Origin of the sequence: Octadecabacter algicola (assembly GCF_021532625.1) — a bacterium.
Taxonomy (GTDB): Bacteria; Pseudomonadota; Alphaproteobacteria; order Rhodobacterales; family Rhodobacteraceae; genus Octadecabacter; species Octadecabacter algicola.
In genome coordinates this window covers 653,884-671,785 of sequence record NZ_JAKGAR010000002.1, presented here as the reverse complement: position 1 = coordinate 671,785, position 17,902 = coordinate 653,884, and the positions used below count along the sequence as shown (strand labels likewise).

The window sequence follows — 17,902 nt, the reverse complement described above, 5'->3', positions numbered from 1 at the left end:
TCTCCAACATTTGAGGCGCACTCAGGCTTCTGCCTGTTGCGCCTCTTGCACGGCCAGCTCGGCCATTTCCAAAATCGCATCCCGCGAATTGGCGACCGCAATAAAGCGAGCGTTGTGACAGAACTTTGCGCCTTTAACGCCGCTCGCCGCTTCAAGGGCTGCATCCGTCAGCCCCGCCCATGAAACGGGCAAATCGGCACGTTGTTCAAACGTATCACCAGACAGCTTAACGCCGCCAAGTGTCCAATCATCCCCGCGCGGAATCACAACGAACAGGATGTGATCCGCTTCTTTTTTATCCAAAACAGAGCGGTACGGCATCCCCATCGGTAGTTCTAGAATGGGCGATGTTCCCGCTTGATCGATCGCATCTTCGACAAGGCTTTCAGCACGCTTTTTGGCTGCGAGGTTCAGTATCTGCGCTTCAACAAAACGGCGCGCAATCGGTAAGGCAGACATAAACGCGTCGTCATCCGCTGTCGGTGATGGGTCATCAAAGACAGGCTTTAAGCTGCCTAACAAAGACGGCAACGTCAGAATGGACAAAGGTCCTGCGACCGACGGCTCTATCGCGCCGTTATCCAGCAAATCGATCGGCAAGACGAACTTAGTATCAAACTTGCCATGAATGTATTCGATGTGATCTTCGGGCACGTCCATCGCCGCCAGATAGGCCCGCCCATATTGGTTCCAGACCAAACCGAACGAACTATAAGGTTGATCATCTTCGCGCAGCGGACCTGGTTTCTGGTGGTGATCAAAAATCTGCGCATCCGCGTCATAGGCGCCACCCACATCATATATGATCTTGCCCGCACCCGGCGTGATCATTTGCTTATCCCGCGTACGCACAAGCTGCGCTTCAGGGAACAGTAGTGTCAGGATCACGGAAGACAGCAGTTCATCCGCATGAAAGCCACCGGAATGGGTGACGAGGTGTGTGATGGTCATTTGAGGGGGCTCCGATGCCCCCTGCACCAACGCGCAAGGGGCCGATAAGTTCTATTTCTTCAGGCGTTCGACATAGTAATCAGTGAACTCAGGCACGAGGTTTTCGCCGTAACCTGCCTCGATTGCGTCCTTCATGATCTGCAGAGGAGCGGCCGCCATTATGGATGGCGCACCAGCATCACGTGTCATCTGGTCGTAGTAACCAACATCTTTTGTTGCGTTCTTGATCGAGAACGCCAGCTTGCTCGGATCACCGTTGAGCGCATATTCGGCCATGAAGGCCATGAACGGAGACCCAAGAGGTCCCGAATGCATAACGTCGAACACTTGCTTGCGTTCGATGCCCGCAATGTCGGCTTGCGCGAAAACTTCTGCCAAAGCATTGGCCACAGTCTGACCAAAGAAGTTGTTGAGCAGCTTGATCGTGTGTCCATTGCCCAGCGCGCCCAAATGGAACACGTTTTCAGCAAGGTCGTTCAAGACAGGTTCGACTTTCTTGAATGCGGCTTCGTCGCCCGAACACATGATGTTCAGCTCACCGACAAGCGCGTGTGTCGGCGTGCGACCCAACGGAGCGTCCAAATAAGTTCCGCCAGCCGCTGCTGTTGCTTCGCCCATTTTCTTTGTGGATGCCGGTAAGGACGTCCCGAAATCGATGACAACGGCGCCGGAATTCAATCCAGCCAACACACCGTCATTACCAAGCATCCGGCCTTCGACATGTTCGGACGTACCCATGCACAGCATCACGACATCGCTTGCTTGTGCAACTTCGCGGGCGCTCTTGGCCTCGGTCGCGCCACGGGCAATCGCTTTGTCCAGTTCGGTGCGGTCACGGTTGCCCAGCACAGTCACGGAATATCCCTGATCCTGCAAACGGGACACCATTGCCCCCCCCATGAGCCCAAGCCCCATAAAGCCGATTGTTGGTTTACTCATTGGTCGTCTCCTATATCACTGCGCCATTTTAGGGTGGCGTGAAATCAATTCTGTCCAAGGCTTTGTGCTTGGCATGTGTCGCGATGCCCTAAGGCGTCTGTTTTCCGAGGGCACGACATGATGCGGCCAGCATCTATGGCCATATCTTCTGCACTGCGTATAGCTATTTCCCGCGTCGTCGCAAACTTGATTGTTTGTGTGAGCCTTGATCCAAATGCGTCACTGCCTGCGTCATTGTCTCAGCGTCCCATCCAACCGCCGTCAACGACCAGAATTTCACCGTTCACATAATCCGACGCGGCAGACGCCAAGAACACCACGGGCCCCGCAAAGTCAGCGGGTGTCCCCCATCGCCCCTGCGGAATACGCCCGAGGATCGCGTCTGAGCGTTCTTCGTCATCTTGTAGCGCCCGCGTATTGTCCGTCGCGATATACCCCGGAGCAATGGCATTCACATTCAGCCCCAAAGGCGCCCATTCATTGGCCAAGGCTTTGGTCAATTGACCAATCCCGCCCTTTGACGCGGCATACCCAGGCACGGTGATGCCGCCCTGAAACGTCAGCAGAGAGGCCGTAAAGATAATCTTTCCGTGGCCACGTTCGATCATCCCTCGTCCGACTTCACGGGACAGGACAAACTGGGACGACAAGTTAACGTCGATCACTTCGTCCCATAGATCATCATCATGCTCTGCTGCCGGCTTACGCTTGATGGTGCCTGCGTTGTTCACCAAAATGTCCGGTGCCACGCCGTCACGTTCCAATTGGTCTGCAAACGCCCGAACGGCCGCACGGTCAGAAAAATCGCATTGATAGCTTGTGAATTTCCGTCCCTTGGCAGTAATCGCCAATTCAACCGCACTACCGGTTGGTTCTAAACTGGCGCTGACACCTACGATATCTGCCCCGGCATCTGCCAATGCTTCGGCCATGCCGCGCCCGATGCCACGTTTGCATCCGGTCACAAGGGCGGTCTTACCGCTTAGGTCGAAAAGCGTCATCTGGGTTCCTCCGATTGGGGTCGAAATGTCGTGGTTCGTGCGCTGGGTCTCGGCGCACTCCTGCCTCATAAGCCACACTCGGCATCCACACCAGTAACCTTAGCAAAGCACAGCTGACGATGTGCGCTTTCAAATTCCCGTCCACCCGCCTAAAGTCCGCAACGAACACCACTTTCCAGCCCCAATCAGAACAGGCCCGACGATGACAAAGATGACCAAAGAAAACCTGCGGTCCCGTGATTGGTTTAACCGCGCTGGAGATCCGGAAATGTCGGCGCTCTACCTTGAACGCTATCTGAACTACGGGCTCACCCGCGAAGAACTACAGGGCGAGAAACCGATCATCGCCATTGCACAAACGGGCAGCGACCTGAGCCCCTGCAATCGCCACCATATCGAACTCACCAAGCGGGTGCGTGACGGTATTATTGCGGCTGGCGGCACCTGTATTGAAGTGCCCGTTCACCCGATCCAAGAAACCGGCAAACGACCGACCGCGAATCTTGATCGCAACCTCGCCTACCTGTCCTTGGTAGAAACGCTGAACGGCTATCCTATCGACGGCGTTGTGCTGAACATTGGCTGTGACAAGACTACGCCGGCGCTTTTGATGGCCGCCGCGACCGTCAACATCCCCGCAATCGCCCTGTCCGTCGGTCCAATGCTAAACGGTTATTGGAATGGTGAACGCGCCGGATCTGGCACTGTGATCTGGAAAGCCCGTGAACTGATGGCGAAGGGCGAAATCGACGGCGAAGAATTCATGGACATCGCCGCGTCCAGCGCCCCGTCCGTGGGGTATTGCAACACCATGGGCACGGCGACGACGATGAATTCCTTAGCCGAAGCCTTGGGCATGCAGCTTCCTGGTGCCGCCGCGATCCCCGCGCCATACCGTGAACGCGGGCAGATCAGTTATGAGACCGGAAAGCGCATTGTCGACATGGTGTGGGACGACCTACGCCCGTCTGACATCATGACCCGTGAAGCCTTTGAAAACGCGATTGTAATCAATTCAGCGATTGGCGGGTCAACAAACGCACCGATCCACCTGAATGCAATTGCCGCCCATCTCGGCGTGCCACTGAACAACGACGACTGGCAGGCCCTTGGCCACCACGTCCCGCTGTTGGTAAACCTGCAACCGGCGGGCAAATATCTAGGCGAAGATTACCACCGCGCCGGCGGCGTCCCTGCAGTCGTGGCCGAATTGATGAACGGCGGCTTGCTGCCACATCCCAAGGCGATCACAGCCAACGGCACCAGCATGGGCGAAAATTGTAAGACCTGCGCGGCCACAAACACCGACGTCATTCGCACGCTCGAAAATCCACTTGTGCAGGAAGCAGGATTCCTGAACCTCAAGGGCAACCTGTTTGACAGCGCGATCATGAAAACCAGCGTAATCTCGGACGCGTTCCATGCCCGTTATCTGTCCAGCCCAAAGGACCCGATGGCGTTTGAGGGACGCGCAATCGTCTTTGATGGTCCCGAAGACTACCACGCGCGCATCGATGATCCCGCCGAAAACATTGACGATTCCTGCGTTCTGTTCATGCGCGGCGCTGGCCCAAAAGGCTACCCCGGTGGCGCCGAAGTCGTGAACATGCGCGCGCCGTCCTATTTGCTCAAACAGGGCATCGACGCGCTGCCCTGCATCGGCGATGGTCGCCAGTCGGGGACCTCGGGTTCTCCGTCGATCCTAAATGCGTCCCCGGAGGCAGCCGCTGGTGGCGGTTTGGCTTTGTTGAAAACGGGCGACACCGTGCGGTTCGACCTAGGCAAGGGCACGGCTGATATGCTCGTTCCGCTGGAGGAACTCGCCGAACGTGCCCGCGCCCTCACTGAAGCAGGCGGTTATCAGGTCCCCGAAAGCCAAACACCGTGGCAGCAGTATTTCCGCGAACTCACTGGCGGGCTAGACACAGGCATGACCCTGCGCGACGCCCCAAGCTATCGCGACACCGCCCGCAAGGGTATGCCGCGCGACAGCCACTAAACATCAAGCGGGTCGATCAACTCCGGCCCTTGGGCGCGATTGGAATTTACGGCGGTATCGACACGGTGAAACGTCAGCGTGTCTTCGCCTGTGGCCGTCATCAATGTCGCAGCACCCTTGCCCTCCTCACCTAACCACTTTGCCCATTGATCGGCTTCTAAGATAACTGGAATTCGGTGGTGGATCTTACCCATCGCATTGTTAGCCGATGTGGTAACTATTACTGCAGTACTTCCCAGCTCACCCCAATCTTGCCAGATCGCGGCCATCGCCAGTGGCGCGCCGTCGCTGCGCTGCACAAACCATGGCAGCTTTGACCCATCCTCTGGGCGTTCCCATTCGTAAAAACCTGCTGCCGGAATAATACAACGCCGTTCGCGGCAAGCTGCTTTGAATGCTGGTTTTTCGGCAATCGTCTCAGCGCGGGCATTGATCAACAACGGTCCGCCATTAGGCTTTGTGTACCAATGCGGAATGAACCCCCAACGCACAGGCCGATACCTGCGCCCTTCTTCGCCGGATGTCACCGCCGCCACGGGAACCGTGGGACAGACATTGTAGTTCGGCACCTCCGGTAGGTCATTGGCAGGGGCCGCGTTAAACAACTGCGCCATCGCATCATGAGGCAGCGTCATCGCCATTCGTCCACACATCGCGCGTTCCTTTTAGATCTTTACCGTCCGTAAGCCTTTCGCGCCAAATCAATTTTCGCGTCCATCATCGACATCTCTTTCAAGATATCCGCGCGTTTCGTGCGATCATCCGTGTCGAGCAACTCCGCCCGAAGGCGTTCCAACTCTCGGCTAAGGCTCACGAATTCAGGCACCGCTCCATTCTCGCGCATCAAACGGTTCAGCAATGCATTCTCGGGGTCGTCTTCTGGCGCAAGCGGTTTGCCCTGCCCTGCCAGATCATCAAACGCACCGTCCTGCTGGGCGGCGCGAATGCGTGCATCGATTAGGTCTTCTAACGGGTGCGCCATCCTACCAACGCCCCGACGCGCCGCCGCCACCAGAGCTACCGCCCCCAAAGCTTGACCCCGAAGAAGAACCTGATGATGTGCTATGGCTGCGCATCGCTATGATAAAGCCTTGGTCATAGGAGTGGTCGCAATGATCACAATGAAAATGGTGCCGCCCGGAACCCGTCGTGGAAAAGCTGGGCTTGAAATCGACAATCCGGTCTTTGTTCATGCCGCCCCGCCCGCAGTTGGGACATTTGCGCAGTCGCTTGATCATGCGTTTGGCGAAAACGAACAGTGCAGCAAAAGCAGCGAACGCGCCGCCTACAATCCCGAACAGAAACTTCACGCCTCGGCTGTTTTCGGCCTGACGCGCGGGGCGCGGGGCGCCTTCGTTAAAAGGCATAACGATGTCTTCGATCACCGCATCGACGCCGCGCGTAATCCCGCCAGCGTAATCGTCGCTGCGAAAGGCCGGTAGAAAATCATTGTCTACAATATACTGGGCCTCTCGGTTCCAATCCTGCCCGTAGCCTGCGCCCAGTTCTACACGCATAGCCCGATCCGCCCGCAGCACCATGACAAGCACCCCGTCATTGCGCTGCGCGTCGCCAATGCCCCAATGGTTGAACAGTGCCGTTGAAAAGGCCTCTAGGCTTTGGCCTTGGGCAAACGGGCGCTGACTGTCGAGCGTCAACACCGTCATCTCGACACCCGTTTCCTCGCGCAGCGTCTTTAGCTGCGCGGACAGCGCGGCCTCCTCGTCGACGGGCAGAAGGTCGGCATAATCATTTACCGTGATCTGTTCATACAAAGGAAAGGTTTGGGCCATCGACCCGCTCGCCCAGAGGAAAAGAAGAATTAGGAGAATTCGCATGGGTCCAAACCTACCAAGGTCGTTGCGTTTGACAAGGCGTCTTACCTTATCGTGTTCCAAACCGGAATTATCCAAAGCCAGAATAGAAAGACCCCGCCGCACTTGCGCGCGGCGGGGCCAAAGTCGTGGGATCAAACCCGCGCCATAGCTTGTGCCTTATTCGGCGGCTTTCACAGTAATACGACCGTCTGTGTAAGGCGTGTATGGACCTTGCGCGCTCAGGTAATCTGCAACAACACGTTCCAGACCTGGGCCAAAGTCGTAGGCATTTGGCGCATCCTCGAACATAGAGTAGCCGTCACCACCGTTACGCACGTAGTTGTTTGTAACCATCAGGTATGTTTCGGCTTCATCAACAGGTGCGCCCGCGATCATGACTTCGCTCACGCGGCTGCCAGGTTCTGCACCCAAATCGATCGTGAACGTGATCCCGGCAACTTGTGGGAAACGACCTGCGCCTTCTTCGATTTGACCAACACCATTCTCAAGTGCAGCAATCAAGTTGGCACCTGTTGTTTCAAATGTCGCCAAAGTGTTTTGGAACGGAAGCACTGTCAGGACTTCGCCCATTGTCACTTCGCCATCATCGATAGACGCACGCAAACCACCACCATTCTGGATAGCAGCAACTGCGCCCTGATCGGCAACACGGTCAAGCATCGCATCCGCAACAAGGTTGCCCATTGCACATTCAACGGCACGACAAACTTCGCGTGATCCTTCAACGACTGCAGTCGTTTCAGCGACGATCTCGTTCTTCATTTCCTCAACAGGACCGGCAAGTTCTGCGACCCGCGCAACGATGGCTTCGTCTTCGGCAACAGAGGCATCCAACAAGATGGTATCGCCAGTTGCTTCGGTTACGTTGCCGTCATCGTCAAACGTCAGCGTCAGGTGGCCGACGTATTTGGAATAGGCGTAGGCCTGCACAACAGGCACGTCACCAACCATTGTCGGATAAGCATATGCGCCTTCTTCGGTGTTGGAGAACAATGTGTGCGAGTGACCACCCACAACAGCGTCAATACCTTCAACCGCTTCTGCGATCGCCATATCATGCGTTACACCGACGTGGTTCAACGCGATGATCTTCGTCACACCTGCGTCGGTCAACGCCGCTACGTCAGCTGACAGGCTTTCGATTTCGTCCGTGAAGATTACGGCATCCGACGGGGAAGCCGTTTCAGCTGTATCAACAGCCAGTGCGGACACAATACCGATACGCTCACCGCCAACTTCAAGAACAACATGGTTGTCCACGAGGCCCGCTAGCACGTTGGATTGGCTCACGTCGATGTTGCCAGAGATGACAGGAAAATCGACACCGCTAGCCAATTTCGCGAGACCTTCGTCGCCATCGTCAAACTCGTGGTTGCCCACGGCCATGACGTCAAAGCCAATCTCGTTCATCATTTCGATTTCGACGTCGCCTTTGTACGTGGTGTACATCAGAGACCCTTGGTACTGATCGCCTGCATCCAGAACGATCACGTTCTCGCCTGCAAGCTCTTCACGCAGTTGGTCGATCATTGTCGACACACGCGCAACGCCACCAAAACACTCGCCTGCAGCATTGTCTTCGGAGCTACATGTGCCGTCGTATTTGCTGATCGGCTCAATCCGGCTGTGCAAATCGTTGATGTGAACAATGTGCAGCGTGTAATCCGCCGCAGCGGAACCTGCGATCACTGTGAATGCGGCCGTCGTTGAAAGAAGTTTTGTAAGCATAATAATAGCCCCCTGTTTGTTTCTGGCGCCAGCTTGGGTTGAGTCGGGTCCAAGAGTCAAAGCACAAGCGACAAAGTTGGCGTAGCGTCGCCTGATGACAAAGCCATGACACTTGACGTTTGCACAATTGAGCGGCACTTCGGAACCATGTTGATCTATAAAATACTTACCGCTGAACAATGGGCCGTGCTCGACCAATCCGGCACGTTCCAAGGCGCACCGATTGATCTGGCCGATGGCTACATCCACACCTCAACAGCCGATCAAGCCCAAGAGACTGCTGACAAACATTTTGCAGGTGCCGAGGGGCTGATGCTCGCCGCGCTAGACGTTGCCACCTATGGCGATGATCTGGTCTGGGAAATCTCGCGCGGCGGTGCTGAATTCCCCCATATCTACAATCGCCCAATGCTGCGCGATGAGGTTATTTGGGCCCGTCCAATGCCGCTTGTGGATGGTAAGCACAGTCTGGATTTCTCATGAACGCGTTAGAACAAATTGGGCTGCGGGCCCTTCGTGCCTTTGACCCAGAAACCGCACATGGTCTGGCGCTCAAGGCGCTTAACACAGGGCTTGGTCCACGCGGCGGCCCTGTAACATCGGATCGCTTGCGCTGCACTGTGGCGGGCCTCGATCTGCCTAACCCCGTTGGTCTGGCCGCAGGGTTTGACAAAAACGCCACCGCATTGACCGCCCTTGGGCGCACCGGCTTCGGTTTTCTTGAGGTCGGGGCCGCGACGCCGATGCCGCAAGAAGGCAACCCGCGCCCGCGCCTGTTCCGCCTGACCGAAGACGAAGCCGCGATCAACCGTTTCGGGTTTAACAACCAAGGGATGGAGCCGATTGCAAAACGACTAGCGGCCCGCCCTACGGGTCGAATCGTTGGGCTTAACCTTGGGGCGAACAAAACCAGCGAAGACCGCGCAGCGGATTTCGCCAAGGTATTGACCCATTGCGGCCCGCATGTCGATTTCGCGACAGTTAACGTTTCGTCGCCCAACACTGAAAAACTGCGCGATTTGCAGGGCAAAGACGCGCTTGCTGCGTTGTTGGCGGGGGTTATGGCGGCTAATACGACAGGAATCCCGATATTCCTGAAAATCGCACCTGACCTGACGGACGCAGATTTGGCCGATGTCGCGGAGGTGGCTAACACCTCCGGCATTTCCGCCGTCATCACGACAAACACGACCCTGTCCCGGGACGGTCTAACCAACGCCCATAAAAGCGAGGGCGGCGGGCTGTCTGGTCAGCCTTTGTTTGAAAAATCCACGCGAATATTGGCAAAGCTCAGCACCCTAACGGACGTTCCTTTGATTGGCGTTGGCGGCATCGGGTCCGCTGAACAAGCCTATACTAAAATCCGAGCAGGTGCTTCTGCTGTGCAGTTCTACACCGCTCTGGTTTATGGCGGCATCTCACTGGCGGGCGAAATCGCGCAAGAGTTGGATGACCTTTTGGCGCGTGACGGGTTTGCCAATGTCGCGGACGCGGTGGGCACTGCAAAAGAAGAGTGGCTGTCATGATCCTTTGGCACAATCCCCGCTGCACCAAATCCCGCGAGACACTGAAACTGCTGCAAGACGCAGGCCACCAGCCTGCCGTGCGCCTTTATCTCAAAGATGTGCCAACAACGGCCGAAATCATTGCCCTGCGAAACGCCCTTGGTGTGACGGCGGATGCAATGATGCGCAAAGGTGAAAAACTGTACAAGGAACTGGGCCTAGCCTCAGCGGATGAGGACACTTTGATCGCAGCCATGGCTGCCAACCCGATCCTCATCGAACGCCCCGTTTTAGTTAACGACGACAAGGCTGCGATTGGTCGCCCGCCCGAATCCGTTCTAAAGATTATTTAGGCCGTTCCGATAGAGCGTTCCAAGGCAGGGTATTTCCACGCCAGCGTCGCACCGCGTGCTGCAAAGCTGATCAGCAACGCAATCCACAGCCCGTGGCTTTCAAACAATGGCATCAAGACCAGCGCCGCCGCGAAATAGATCAACGTCGACAGCGCCATCATATTACGCATGTCGCGTGTGCGGGTCGCGCCGATGAATATGCCATCCATCATAAATGGTGCCGCCGAAATCAGGGGCGTCAACGCCATGAAAAACAAAAACTCGCGTGCAACAAGACGCACGTCGGAGGCGTTTGTCATCCAGTCAATGATCTGGCCGCCAAACAACCCGAACACCAACGCCAAGGCAACGCCTGTGCTAAAACACCAGATCGACACCATCACAGACGCACGTCGGAATATCGCCCTCCGACCGGCCCCCATCGCCTGCCCGACCAAAGTTTCAGCCGCAAAGGCAAAGCCATCCATGGCGTAGGCCGTCAACGTCAGGAACTGCAGTAAAATATGTGTCGCGGCCAACCGCACATCCCCGTAACGAGCCGCGAAAAACAGAAACGACATGAAGATCGCTTGCAAGAACAGGGACCTGATCAGGATGTCTGCATTTACGGACGCAAATCGTCGCAGTTTCACCGGATCAAGCAAGCGCGCGCGGTCCTGCCACGGGGCGCCTTGAAACGCAGTTCGACAATACCACAGGCCCAGTCCGCAGCCTGCGATCTCGGCGATGACTGTTGCGACAGCCACACCTTCAACACCCCATCCCCAGCCCAGCACGAACAGCAAGTCCAAGCCGATGTTCACTCCATTCATCACCAGTTGAATAACCAGCACATCGCGGGTGCGTTCAGCGGCGACCAACCAGCCTGTGATCGCATAAGTTGCGATCAGGAACGGAGCTGACCAAACCCGGACAGTCATATACGTGCGCGCGAGGTTCTCGACCTCGCCACTCGCAGGGGACAGCCAAAATCCAAACGCAAACAACGGCCATTGCAGCGCGAAAATTGCCAAACCGCCCAAAGCTGCAATCGCTAAGGCGCGGATCAGGATGGTCGCGTTTTCAACAGCGTCCCCTGCCCCAATCGCTTGGGCGGCAAACCCCGTCGTGCCCATCCGCAGGAAACCAAAGATCCAATAAAATCCAGTCAGGATCAGCGCGCCAATCCCCACGGCAGCGATTGGGGCTGCTTCGCCCATTTGACCAACGACGCCTGTGTCCACCAGCCCGAGGATTGGTACAGTCAAGTTGGCCAGCACGACCGGAACCGCAATATTGAGAATGCGCTGATGGGTCAGAGACTGCGGTTGCTCAGTCATCTTTGGGGGGCATTAAAAAGTGCCCCGTTGCTTGGGCAAACAGGCGCGTCCGGTTGTCTTGCCAAGCTTCGACATGAACACTGGCATAGCGACGACCGGATCTATTAATTTTTGCACGAGCATAGGCGTCTCTTGGTAAGCCCGAACGCAGGTAATCAACAGTAAAGTCGATTGTCTTTGGCAGGCGCAGGCCGGTCACATTTTCTCCTGCTTCCATGCGATCCCACATCATCGCCCAACTGAGTTCCACAATCGCGGTCGTTTCCAAGAATGCCGCCGTTGCACCCCCATGCAAGGCGGGCAGCATCGGGTTGCCGATCAGCATATCTTGATAGGGCATTACACCAGTCAACTCGTCGCCACGGCGATCGAACCGAAACCCCATAAACTGGATGTAAGGTACCCCGTCTAGCAGGGACTGTAGTGCGGCATCGCGGCGTTGTTTAATCGCTTGAACTGGTTCTGGGCGCTTCATGGCTTGGCCGCCTTTGCCGTCTGGATTGTAAAGGTGCCTGTAGCCGTTGCCACGGGGCGGCTTGCGTCGGCGTCCGTCGCCGTTACGCGCACAAACGCCACGGAGCGCGTCATGTGGTAACACTCTGCAACGGCCGTGATCATATCTCCTGGTTTTGCAGGGCGCATGTAGTCAATCCGAAGGTCCAAGGTCGCAGTCCCGATCGGCTGGCTATCGTGAACCATAACCGCCGCACCGGCACAGCTATCCATCAAAGCTGAAACCGCTCCGCCTGCGATAACGCCTGTTTCCGGGTCACCTACGAAACGTTCATCATAAGGCATTGTAATCGTGGCGCGCCCTTCCCCGATTTCGGTCAGAGTCATCCCAAGAATTTGAGAATAAGGAATCGCGCCAATGAATTGGGCCGCGATTTTGGTTTTACGTTCAATGCTCATAGCTCTTTTGAACCCCGCCTTGCCTTGCGACACAAGGGGGAAATCAACGGCGCCTTGCATTCCTCAATCACACTGCGTGCAAATCGTTGCCCTGTCGGCTAGGGCGTCGTATAATTGGCGTACTAAAGGAGCACCCGATGACAGAGCCCCGTCTGACGTTCAAAGAAATGTGTGCAAAGTTCGATGTAACACCGCGCACGTTGCGCTATTATGAATACATTGAACTGCTGTCGCCAGAACGCGAAGGCCGGTCACGGTTCTATGGGGCCAAGGAGCTTGCGCGAATGACGCTGATCATGAGGGGGCGCAAGTTTGGCTTTCCTTTGGAAGACATCCGTCAATGGCTGATGATCTACGAACACGAAGGCAACGAAGCGCAAATGCGGACATGGTGCGAACTGGCTGACCGCCAATTGGTAGAGCTGCGCGAACAACGCGAACAACTAGATGACACGATCAACGAGCTTGTGAAACTGCGCGAAGAAACCAGCAAAACCTTCGTATAATCCTAGCGAGAATCAGTATTACGCCTGCTCAAACAGATAAGATGCGTAGCGTTGCACTGGGTTAGCTGTTTGCGCTAACGAAAGTGACGTAGGGTAACAATTTCACCCCCAGCTGCTGTGCGCACCCCTTAAAAACACAAATCGGGCGACGCAACGACACGAATTTTTTTCAATACTTGCAACGAACTAAACTCATGGTTGCACAATCACTTGCCCCTAAGGAACGCTTTTCCCTTGGGTTGAAAGCCGGATTTTCTTGCCCAAAACCTCTTAAAAGCGGTGCTTAGGGGGAAACCATCGGACTTCTTCCCTCTTAGGAAACCCTTCTGGGTTGTACAAAAGTACTTAACCTTTCGTCAGGTGAACTCATGACGCGGCGTTACGTTTACGTTCGCGTCAATAATGATTGTAGGGTGGGTGAAAGCCCCCCATGTCGCGGCAGCTACGCCGCAATAAGGGATAAACAAATGTTAGAAGAGACAATGACCATTCGTCAGATGTGCGATGAATTTGATGTGACACCGCGAACGCTTCGGTTCTACGAAGCCAAGGAATTGTTGTTTCCTGTCCGTGAGGGCCAGAAGCGACTTTATTCTAAACGCGATCGTGCACGGTTGAAGCTGATCATGCGCGGCAAGCGTTTCGGATTCAGCCTCGAAGAAATTCGTCAACTTCTCGATCTGTACTACATGGACGACAGCCAAGAGACGCAACTGCGCGAAACATATCTATTGGCACAAAAACACCTCGCCGACATGGAAGCTCAGCGTTCCGAGCTCGTCGAAGCTATCGAAGAACTTAAAACACAAATGGATTGGGGAGCCGCTCGGCTTGCTAAACTAGACCAACCTCAGAAGTTGACGGGCTGACGCCCCTCTTCTGAGGACACCAAGGGAGGAAACCACTACTATGCCTATCTACAATGCGCCCACTAAGGACATGCAATTCATCCTGCACAACGTGCTGAACGTGTCTGAGCAAGATATCCCGGGATATGAGGATCTTGACCGCGATTTTACCAGCGCAGTGCTGGAAGAGGCCGGCAAAGTGGCGACAGAGGTTCTCCTTCCTTTAAACGAAATCGGTGACACAACTGGATGTGTTCTCGAAAACGGTGTGGTTCGCACCCCAAAAGGTTTTCAAGAAGCGTTTCAACAAATGAAAGACGGCGGCTGGACAGCCATGGACTGTGACCCTGAGTACGGCGGCCAAGGCCTGCCCTACATCATGCACACCGCAGGCCAAGAAGCGTTTGTTTCAGCCAATATGGCGTTCAATATGTACCAAGGCCTGACGCACGGCGCATATTCAGCGATCCACGTTCACGGCTCGGATGAACAAAAGGCTAAATTCCTGCCTAAAATGGTGACCTGTGAATGGACGGGCACCATGAACCTGACCGAACCTCACTGTGGGACGGATTTGGGTCTGATGCGCACCAAAGCGGAGCCGCAAGACGACGGTTCTTACAAGATTTCCGGCACGAAGATCTTTATCTCGGCTGGCGACCACGACCTAGCTGACAACATCATCCACCTTGTTCTGGCGAAAATCCCGGGCGGCCCTGATGGCATTAAAGGTGTCAGCCTGTTCATCGTACCAAAGTTCATCGTCAACGACGACGGCTCTTTGGGTGATCGCAATGGCGTAGAAGTCGGCAAGATCGAAGAAAAGATGGGCATCCACGGCAATTCGACCTGCATCATGAATTACGACAATGCCGAAGGGTATCTCATTGGTGAGATGCACAAAGGTATGCGCGCGATGTTCGTTATGATGAACGAAGCACGGATGGGCGTTGGCCTTCAAGGCTATGCGCAGGCTGAAATCGCTTATCAAAACGCTGTGGCCTACGCGAACGACCGCCTGCAAGGGCGCGCCGTAACTGGTGCTGAAAACCCTGATGGCCCTGCTGATCCGCTGATCGTGCATCCGGACATCCGCCGCAATCTGATGGATCAAAAGTCCTTCGTAGAAGGCGCGCGCGCGCTGACCTATTGGGGCACCAATCTGATTGACCGTTCGGTGAAACTGGATGACGAAGCCGCTGAAGGCCTGATTTCCTTGATGACACCTGTCATCAAAGGGTTCCTGACCGACAAAGGCTTCGAATACGCCGTCGCCGCACAGCAAGTCTGGGGTGGTCACGGCTACATCGAAGAATCCGGCATGTCTCAGTATGCACGCGACGCCCGTATCGCGATGATCTACGAAGGCGCCAACGGTGTTCAGGCGCTTGACCTTGTGGGCCGTAAACTGGCGCAAGATGGCGGCAAACACGTAATGGCCTTCTTTGCGATGATCAAAGACTACATCAGCGAAAACAAGGGCGACGAAGCCTTTGATCGTGACTTCCTTGAGCCATTGAAAGCTGCCTCCAAGGATCTCCAAGCCGCAGGCATGTTCTTTATGCAGAACGGAATGAAGAATCCGAACGACGCTTTGGCTGGATCATATGACTTCATGCACATGATGGGTCACGTTTGCTTTGGCTTGATGTGGGCACGGATGGCGAAAGCCTCCATGGATGCACTGGCTGCGGGCGATACGGATACTGAATTCCATGAGACCAAGATCGCAACTGGCCGCTACTACATGGCGCGCCAACTGCCAGCGACTGCGATGCACCTTGCACGTATCAACACCGGATCCGAAACGGTGATGGCATTGGATGCTGCTAGCTTCTAAGATTTGGGGGGCGGGTTAAATCCGCCCCTTTCAATTCCTATATTAGAGGTCTCATGCCCAAACGCTTTCGCCTAACCCGCCGTTTTCCCTGTGCCATGACCGAAGACGGTTATCGCCGCCTGAAACGCTTCGCCAAAGAAGCCGGACTGGATGAGGGAGAGGCACTATCGTTTTTGTTTGAGAACTTTGATTCCGTCATCGACGAAGACACATTCGGCCACCGTTTGCGTCTGTTCAATTCTGAACTCGATGCTCGCAAAAAATAGCCAAAGCCAGCAAATGGCACATCCCTAGGGAGGGGAAACACCATGATTAAGCTACATTGCTTCGGAGAAAGCGGGCATTCTTACAAAGCTGCGCTAACACTCGAATTGACGGAGACCGAATGGGAGCCCGTCTACATTGATTTTTTCAACGGTGAGACCCGCACACCAGAGTTCCGCGAATTGAACGTCATGGGTGAAGCGCCCGTGATGGAAGACGGTGATCTAGTGCTAACGCAGTCCGCGGTCATTCAAGATTACATCTCCTCTAAAACTGGCAAACTGGGTGGCCGTTCGGCGGCTGAACGCCGTGACGTTCTGCGTTGGATGTTCTTTGACAACAGCAAAGTCAGCGCAGTCGCAGGACCGTTGCGATTCCTGATGAATTTCCTACCAGAAGAGAAGCGCAACGCAGATGTGATCGCGTTTCAAACCGCGCGTCTACTTGGTTCGCTCAAGATCATGGAAACCCAATTGGAAGAGACGCCCTACCTGACGGGCGATAGCCTCACCATCGCTGACATCGCTTGTGTTGGCTACCTGTTTTACCCCGAACCATTCGGGTTTGACCGTAACGATTTCCCACACATTGACGCTTGGATGACCCGCATCGAGGGCACCAAGGGTTGGAAACACCCCTACGATCTGATGCCGGGTTCGCCGGCAGATCGCGCTTAAGGAGAGACCATGACAGACGCTTATATCTACGACGCAATCCGAACGCCACGTGGCAAGGGCCGCAAAGACGGTTCCTTGCACGAGGTGACATCTGCGAAGCTTTCTGCGGGCGTGTTGAACGCTTTGAAAGAACGCAACAACCTTGAAGGCCACGCGGTTGAGGACGTGATTTGGGGCAATGTGACCCAAGTGAAAGAGGCTGGCGGTTGCTTGGCCCGCACAGCCGTTCTGGCGTCTGACCTTGACCAATCTATCCCGGGTCTTGCGATCAACCGGTTCTGTGCCTCTGGCATGGAAGCCGTAAACCTTGCCGCCAACCAAGTTCGTGGCGGCGCGGGTGAAGCCTACATTGCTGGTGGCGTTGAAATGATGGGCCGCGTGCCAATGGGTAGCGATGGCGCTGCGATTGCAGTTGATCCCTCTATCGCCATGGAAACCTATTTCGTCCCACAGGGCATTTCCGCCGACATCATCGCGACGGAATACGGGTTTTCGCGCGATGACGCGGACCAATTGGCCGTTGCGTCCCAACAGCGCGCGGATGCGGCGTGGAAAGACAATCGTTTTGCCAAATCCATCGTACCTGTCAAAGATCAGAACGGCCTGACCATTCTGGACACTGACGAATACATGCGCCCACAAACGGACATGCAGTCTTTGGGCGCATTGAATGCCGCGTTCGAAGCCATGGGAACTACGATGCCTGGCTTTGATAAGGTCGCGTTGATGAAATACCCGCACCTTGAGGCGATTAACCACATCCACACAGCGGGCAACAGCTCCGGCATCGTGGACGGCGCAGCTGGCGTTCTGATCGGGTCTAAGGAATACGGCGAGAAGATGGGCTTAAAACCCCGCGCGCGAATCCGCCAGACGGCCAAGATCGGCACCGATCCAACGATCATGCTGACAGGGCCTGTTCCTGTCACTCATAAGATCCTGGCTGATAGTGGAATGAGCATTGGTGACATCGATTTGTTCGAAGTCAACGAAGCCTTCTCATCCGTTGTTCTGCGTTTCATGCAAGCGTTTGATGTCGACCACTCCAAGGTCAACGTAAACGGCGGATCGATCGCGATGGGTCACCCGTTGGGTGCGACCGGCGCTATCATCATCGGCACGCTGCTGGACGAACTGGAACGCTCTGACAAAGAAGTCGGCCTTGCGACGTTGTGCATTGCATCCGGCATGGGTGCAGCAACCATCATCGAGCGGGTGTAAG

20 protein-coding genes are annotated in these 17,902 nt (G+C 55.4%); 10 read left to right on the top strand and 10 right to left on the bottom strand.

Features of this window, described 5'->3' with window-relative positions:
* Positions 1-21: 21 nt before the first annotated feature.
* The 3 genes from L0666_RS10100 to L0666_RS10090 form a co-directional block, all read right to left on the bottom strand.
* Positions 22-951 carry an MYG1 family protein gene (locus L0666_RS10100; RefSeq protein WP_235261188.1) on the bottom strand — a complete coding sequence of 310 codons (930 nt, stop codon included), beginning with the start codon at positions 949-951 and terminating at the stop codon, positions 22-24.
* Positions 952-1,002: 51 nt separating this feature from the next.
* Positions 1,003-1,890 (bottom strand): NAD(P)-dependent oxidoreductase, encoded by an 888-nt coding sequence (locus tag L0666_RS10095; RefSeq protein WP_235261187.1) that lies wholly within the window; start codon positions 1,888-1,890, stop codon positions 1,003-1,005.
* A 239-nt stretch (positions 1,891-2,129) separates the two neighbouring features.
* On the bottom strand, positions 2,130-2,891 hold the full coding sequence (locus L0666_RS10090) for an SDR family oxidoreductase (protein ID WP_235261186.1): 762 nt from the start codon (positions 2,889-2,891) through the stop codon (positions 2,130-2,132).
* Positions 2,892-3,093: 202 nt separating this feature from the next.
* Between L0666_RS10090 and L0666_RS10085 the strand changes: the two genes are divergently transcribed.
* Positions 3,094-4,890: an IlvD/Edd family dehydratase gene (locus L0666_RS10085; RefSeq protein WP_235261185.1), complete on the top strand. Its 1,797-nt coding sequence runs from the start codon at positions 3,094-3,096 to the stop codon at positions 4,888-4,890.
* Here L0666_RS10085 and L0666_RS10080 read toward each other — a convergent pair.
* The 4 genes from L0666_RS10080 to L0666_RS10065 form a co-directional block, all read right to left on the bottom strand.
* Positions 4,887-5,543 carry an SOS response-associated peptidase gene (locus tag L0666_RS10080; protein WP_235261184.1) on the bottom strand — a complete coding sequence of 219 codons (657 nt, stop codon included), beginning with the start codon at positions 5,541-5,543 and terminating at the stop codon, positions 4,887-4,889. The genes L0666_RS10085 and L0666_RS10080 overlap by 4 nt on opposite strands.
* Before the next feature lie 20 nt (positions 5,544-5,563).
* The gene (locus tag L0666_RS10075) at positions 5,564-5,872 is read right to left on the bottom strand and encodes a DnaJ family domain-containing protein (RefSeq protein ID WP_235261183.1); all 309 of its coding nucleotides are present in this window, start codon (positions 5,870-5,872) and stop codon (positions 5,564-5,566) included.
* Between the two features lies 1 nt (position 5,873).
* Positions 5,874-6,728: a TPM domain-containing protein gene (locus L0666_RS10070; RefSeq protein ID WP_235261182.1), complete on the bottom strand. Its 855-nt coding sequence runs from the start codon at positions 6,726-6,728 to the stop codon at positions 5,874-5,876.
* Between the two features lie 156 nt (positions 6,729-6,884).
* Positions 6,885-8,456 carry a bifunctional metallophosphatase/5'-nucleotidase gene (locus L0666_RS10065; protein WP_235261181.1) on the bottom strand — a complete coding sequence of 524 codons (1,572 nt, stop codon included), beginning with the start codon at positions 8,454-8,456 and terminating at the stop codon, positions 6,885-6,887.
* A gap of 147 nt (positions 8,457-8,603) precedes the next feature.
* Here L0666_RS10065 and L0666_RS10060 point away from each other — a divergent pair, with 147 nt between their 5' ends.
* Genes L0666_RS10060 through arsC form a run of 3 tightly spaced genes read left to right on the top strand, consistent with a single transcriptional unit; the run spans position 8,604 to position 10,314 of the window.
* Positions 8,604-8,939 carry a DUF952 domain-containing protein gene (locus L0666_RS10060; protein WP_235261424.1) on the top strand — a complete coding sequence of 112 codons (336 nt, stop codon included), beginning with the start codon at positions 8,604-8,606 and terminating at the stop codon, positions 8,937-8,939.
* Entirely contained in the window at positions 8,936-9,982 is a 1,047-nt protein-coding gene (locus tag L0666_RS10055) for a quinone-dependent dihydroorotate dehydrogenase (RefSeq protein WP_235261180.1), read from the top strand. Before L0666_RS10060 ends, L0666_RS10055 begins: the two co-directional genes overlap by 4 nt.
* Positions 9,979-10,314: an arsenate reductase (glutaredoxin) gene (gene arsC / locus L0666_RS10050; RefSeq protein ID WP_235261179.1), complete on the top strand. Its 336-nt coding sequence runs from the start codon at positions 9,979-9,981 to the stop codon at positions 10,312-10,314. Before L0666_RS10055 ends, arsC begins: the two co-directional genes overlap by 4 nt.
* Here arsC and L0666_RS10045 read toward each other — a convergent pair.
* Genes L0666_RS10045 through L0666_RS10035 form a run of 3 tightly spaced genes read right to left on the bottom strand, consistent with a single transcriptional unit; the run spans position 10,311 to position 12,545 of the window.
* Positions 10,311-11,633, bottom strand: a complete 1,323-nt coding sequence (locus tag L0666_RS10045) for an MATE family efflux transporter (protein WP_235261178.1) — start codon at positions 11,631-11,633, stop codon at positions 10,311-10,313. The two genes, arsC and L0666_RS10045, sit on opposite strands and share 4 nt — an antisense overlap.
* The gene (locus tag L0666_RS10040) at positions 11,626-12,108 is read right to left on the bottom strand and encodes a PaaI family thioesterase (protein WP_235261177.1); all 483 of its coding nucleotides are present in this window, start codon (positions 12,106-12,108) and stop codon (positions 11,626-11,628) included. The genes L0666_RS10045 and L0666_RS10040 overlap by 8 nt, the downstream gene beginning before the upstream one ends.
* The gene (locus tag L0666_RS10035) at positions 12,105-12,545 is read right to left on the bottom strand and encodes a PaaI family thioesterase (protein ID WP_235261176.1); all 441 of its coding nucleotides are present in this window, start codon (positions 12,543-12,545) and stop codon (positions 12,105-12,107) included. The genes L0666_RS10040 and L0666_RS10035 overlap by 4 nt, the downstream gene beginning before the upstream one ends.
* Positions 12,546-12,682: 137 nt before the next feature.
* On the opposite strand from L0666_RS10035, the gene L0666_RS10030 reads away from it, so the two are divergent.
* The 6 genes from L0666_RS10030 (at position 12,683) to L0666_RS10005 (ending at position 17,901) form a co-directional block, all read left to right on the top strand.
* The gene (locus L0666_RS10030) at positions 12,683-13,051 is read left to right on the top strand and encodes a MerR family transcriptional regulator (RefSeq protein WP_235261175.1); all 369 of its coding nucleotides are present in this window, start codon (positions 12,683-12,685) and stop codon (positions 13,049-13,051) included.
* Positions 13,052-13,518: 467 nt separating this feature from the next.
* A complete protein-coding gene (locus L0666_RS10025) occupies positions 13,519-13,920 on the top strand; it encodes a MerR family transcriptional regulator (protein WP_235261174.1) in 402 nt (133 codons plus the stop codon).
* A 40-nt stretch (positions 13,921-13,960) separates the two neighbouring features.
* Entirely contained in the window at positions 13,961-15,739 is a 1,779-nt protein-coding gene (locus L0666_RS10020) for an acyl-CoA dehydrogenase C-terminal domain-containing protein (RefSeq protein ID WP_235261173.1), read from the top strand.
* A 53-nt stretch (positions 15,740-15,792) separates the two neighbouring features.
* Positions 15,793-16,005, top strand: a complete 213-nt coding sequence (locus tag L0666_RS10015; protein ID WP_235261172.1) for a hypothetical protein — start codon at positions 15,793-15,795, stop codon at positions 16,003-16,005.
* Positions 16,006-16,047: 42 nt separating this feature from the next.
* Entirely contained in the window at positions 16,048-16,680 is a 633-nt protein-coding gene (locus L0666_RS10010; protein ID WP_235261171.1) for a glutathione S-transferase family protein, read from the top strand.
* Positions 16,681-16,689: 9 nt separating this feature from the next.
* Positions 16,690-17,901 carry an acetyl-CoA C-acetyltransferase gene (locus L0666_RS10005; RefSeq protein WP_235261170.1) on the top strand — a complete coding sequence of 404 codons (1,212 nt, stop codon included), beginning with the start codon at positions 16,690-16,692 and terminating at the stop codon, positions 17,899-17,901.
* Position 17,902: the final 1 nt, after the last annotated feature.

Coding starts and splice junctions, on each gene's coding strand:
- L0666_RS10065 (WP_235261181.1), bottom strand. CDS start 8,456: ATGCTTACAAAACTTCTTTCAACGACGGCCGCATTCACAGTGATCGCA.
- L0666_RS10070 (WP_235261182.1), bottom strand. CDS start 6,728: ATGCGAATTCTCCTAATTCTTCTTTTCCTCTGGGCGAGCGGGTCGATG.
- L0666_RS10095 (WP_235261187.1), bottom strand. CDS start 1,890: ATGAGTAAACCAACAATCGGCTTTATGGGGCTTGGGCTCATGGGGGGG.
- L0666_RS10055 (WP_235261180.1), top strand. CDS start 8,936: ATGAACGCGTTAGAACAAATTGGGCTGCGGGCCCTTCGTGCCTTTGAC.
- L0666_RS10025 (WP_235261174.1), top strand. CDS start 13,519: ATGTTAGAAGAGACAATGACCATTCGTCAGATGTGCGATGAATTTGAT.
- L0666_RS10030 (WP_235261175.1), top strand. CDS start 12,683: ATGACAGAGCCCCGTCTGACGTTCAAAGAAATGTGTGCAAAGTTCGAT.
- L0666_RS10100 (WP_235261188.1), bottom strand. CDS start 951: ATGACCATCACACACCTCGTCACCCATTCCGGTGGCTTTCATGCGGAT.
- L0666_RS10040 (WP_235261177.1), bottom strand. CDS start 12,108: ATGAAGCGCCCAGAACCAGTTCAAGCGATTAAACAACGCCGCGATGCC.
- L0666_RS10010 (WP_235261171.1), top strand. CDS start 16,048: ATGATTAAGCTACATTGCTTCGGAGAAAGCGGGCATTCTTACAAAGCT.
- L0666_RS10060 (WP_235261424.1), top strand. CDS start 8,604: ATGTTGATCTATAAAATACTTACCGCTGAACAATGGGCCGTGCTCGAC.
- L0666_RS10035 (WP_235261176.1), bottom strand. CDS start 12,545: ATGAGCATTGAACGTAAAACCAAAATCGCGGCCCAATTCATTGGCGCG.
- L0666_RS10020 (WP_235261173.1), top strand. CDS start 13,961: ATGCCTATCTACAATGCGCCCACTAAGGACATGCAATTCATCCTGCAC.
- L0666_RS10005 (WP_235261170.1), top strand. CDS start 16,690: ATGACAGACGCTTATATCTACGACGCAATCCGAACGCCACGTGGCAAG.
- L0666_RS10045 (WP_235261178.1), bottom strand. CDS start 11,633: ATGACTGAGCAACCGCAGTCTCTGACCCATCAGCGCATTCTCAATATT.
- L0666_RS10085 (WP_235261185.1), top strand. CDS start 3,094: ATGACAAAGATGACCAAAGAAAACCTGCGGTCCCGTGATTGGTTTAAC.
- L0666_RS10015 (WP_235261172.1), top strand. CDS start 15,793: ATGCCCAAACGCTTTCGCCTAACCCGCCGTTTTCCCTGTGCCATGACC.
- arsC (WP_235261179.1), top strand. CDS start 9,979: ATGATCCTTTGGCACAATCCCCGCTGCACCAAATCCCGCGAGACACTG.
- L0666_RS10090 (WP_235261186.1), bottom strand. CDS start 2,891: ATGACGCTTTTCGACCTAAGCGGTAAGACCGCCCTTGTGACCGGATGC.
- L0666_RS10075 (WP_235261183.1), bottom strand. CDS start 5,872: ATGGCGCACCCGTTAGAAGACCTAATCGATGCACGCATTCGCGCCGCC.
- L0666_RS10080 (WP_235261184.1), bottom strand. CDS start 5,543: ATGTGTGGACGAATGGCGATGACGCTGCCTCATGATGCGATGGCGCAG.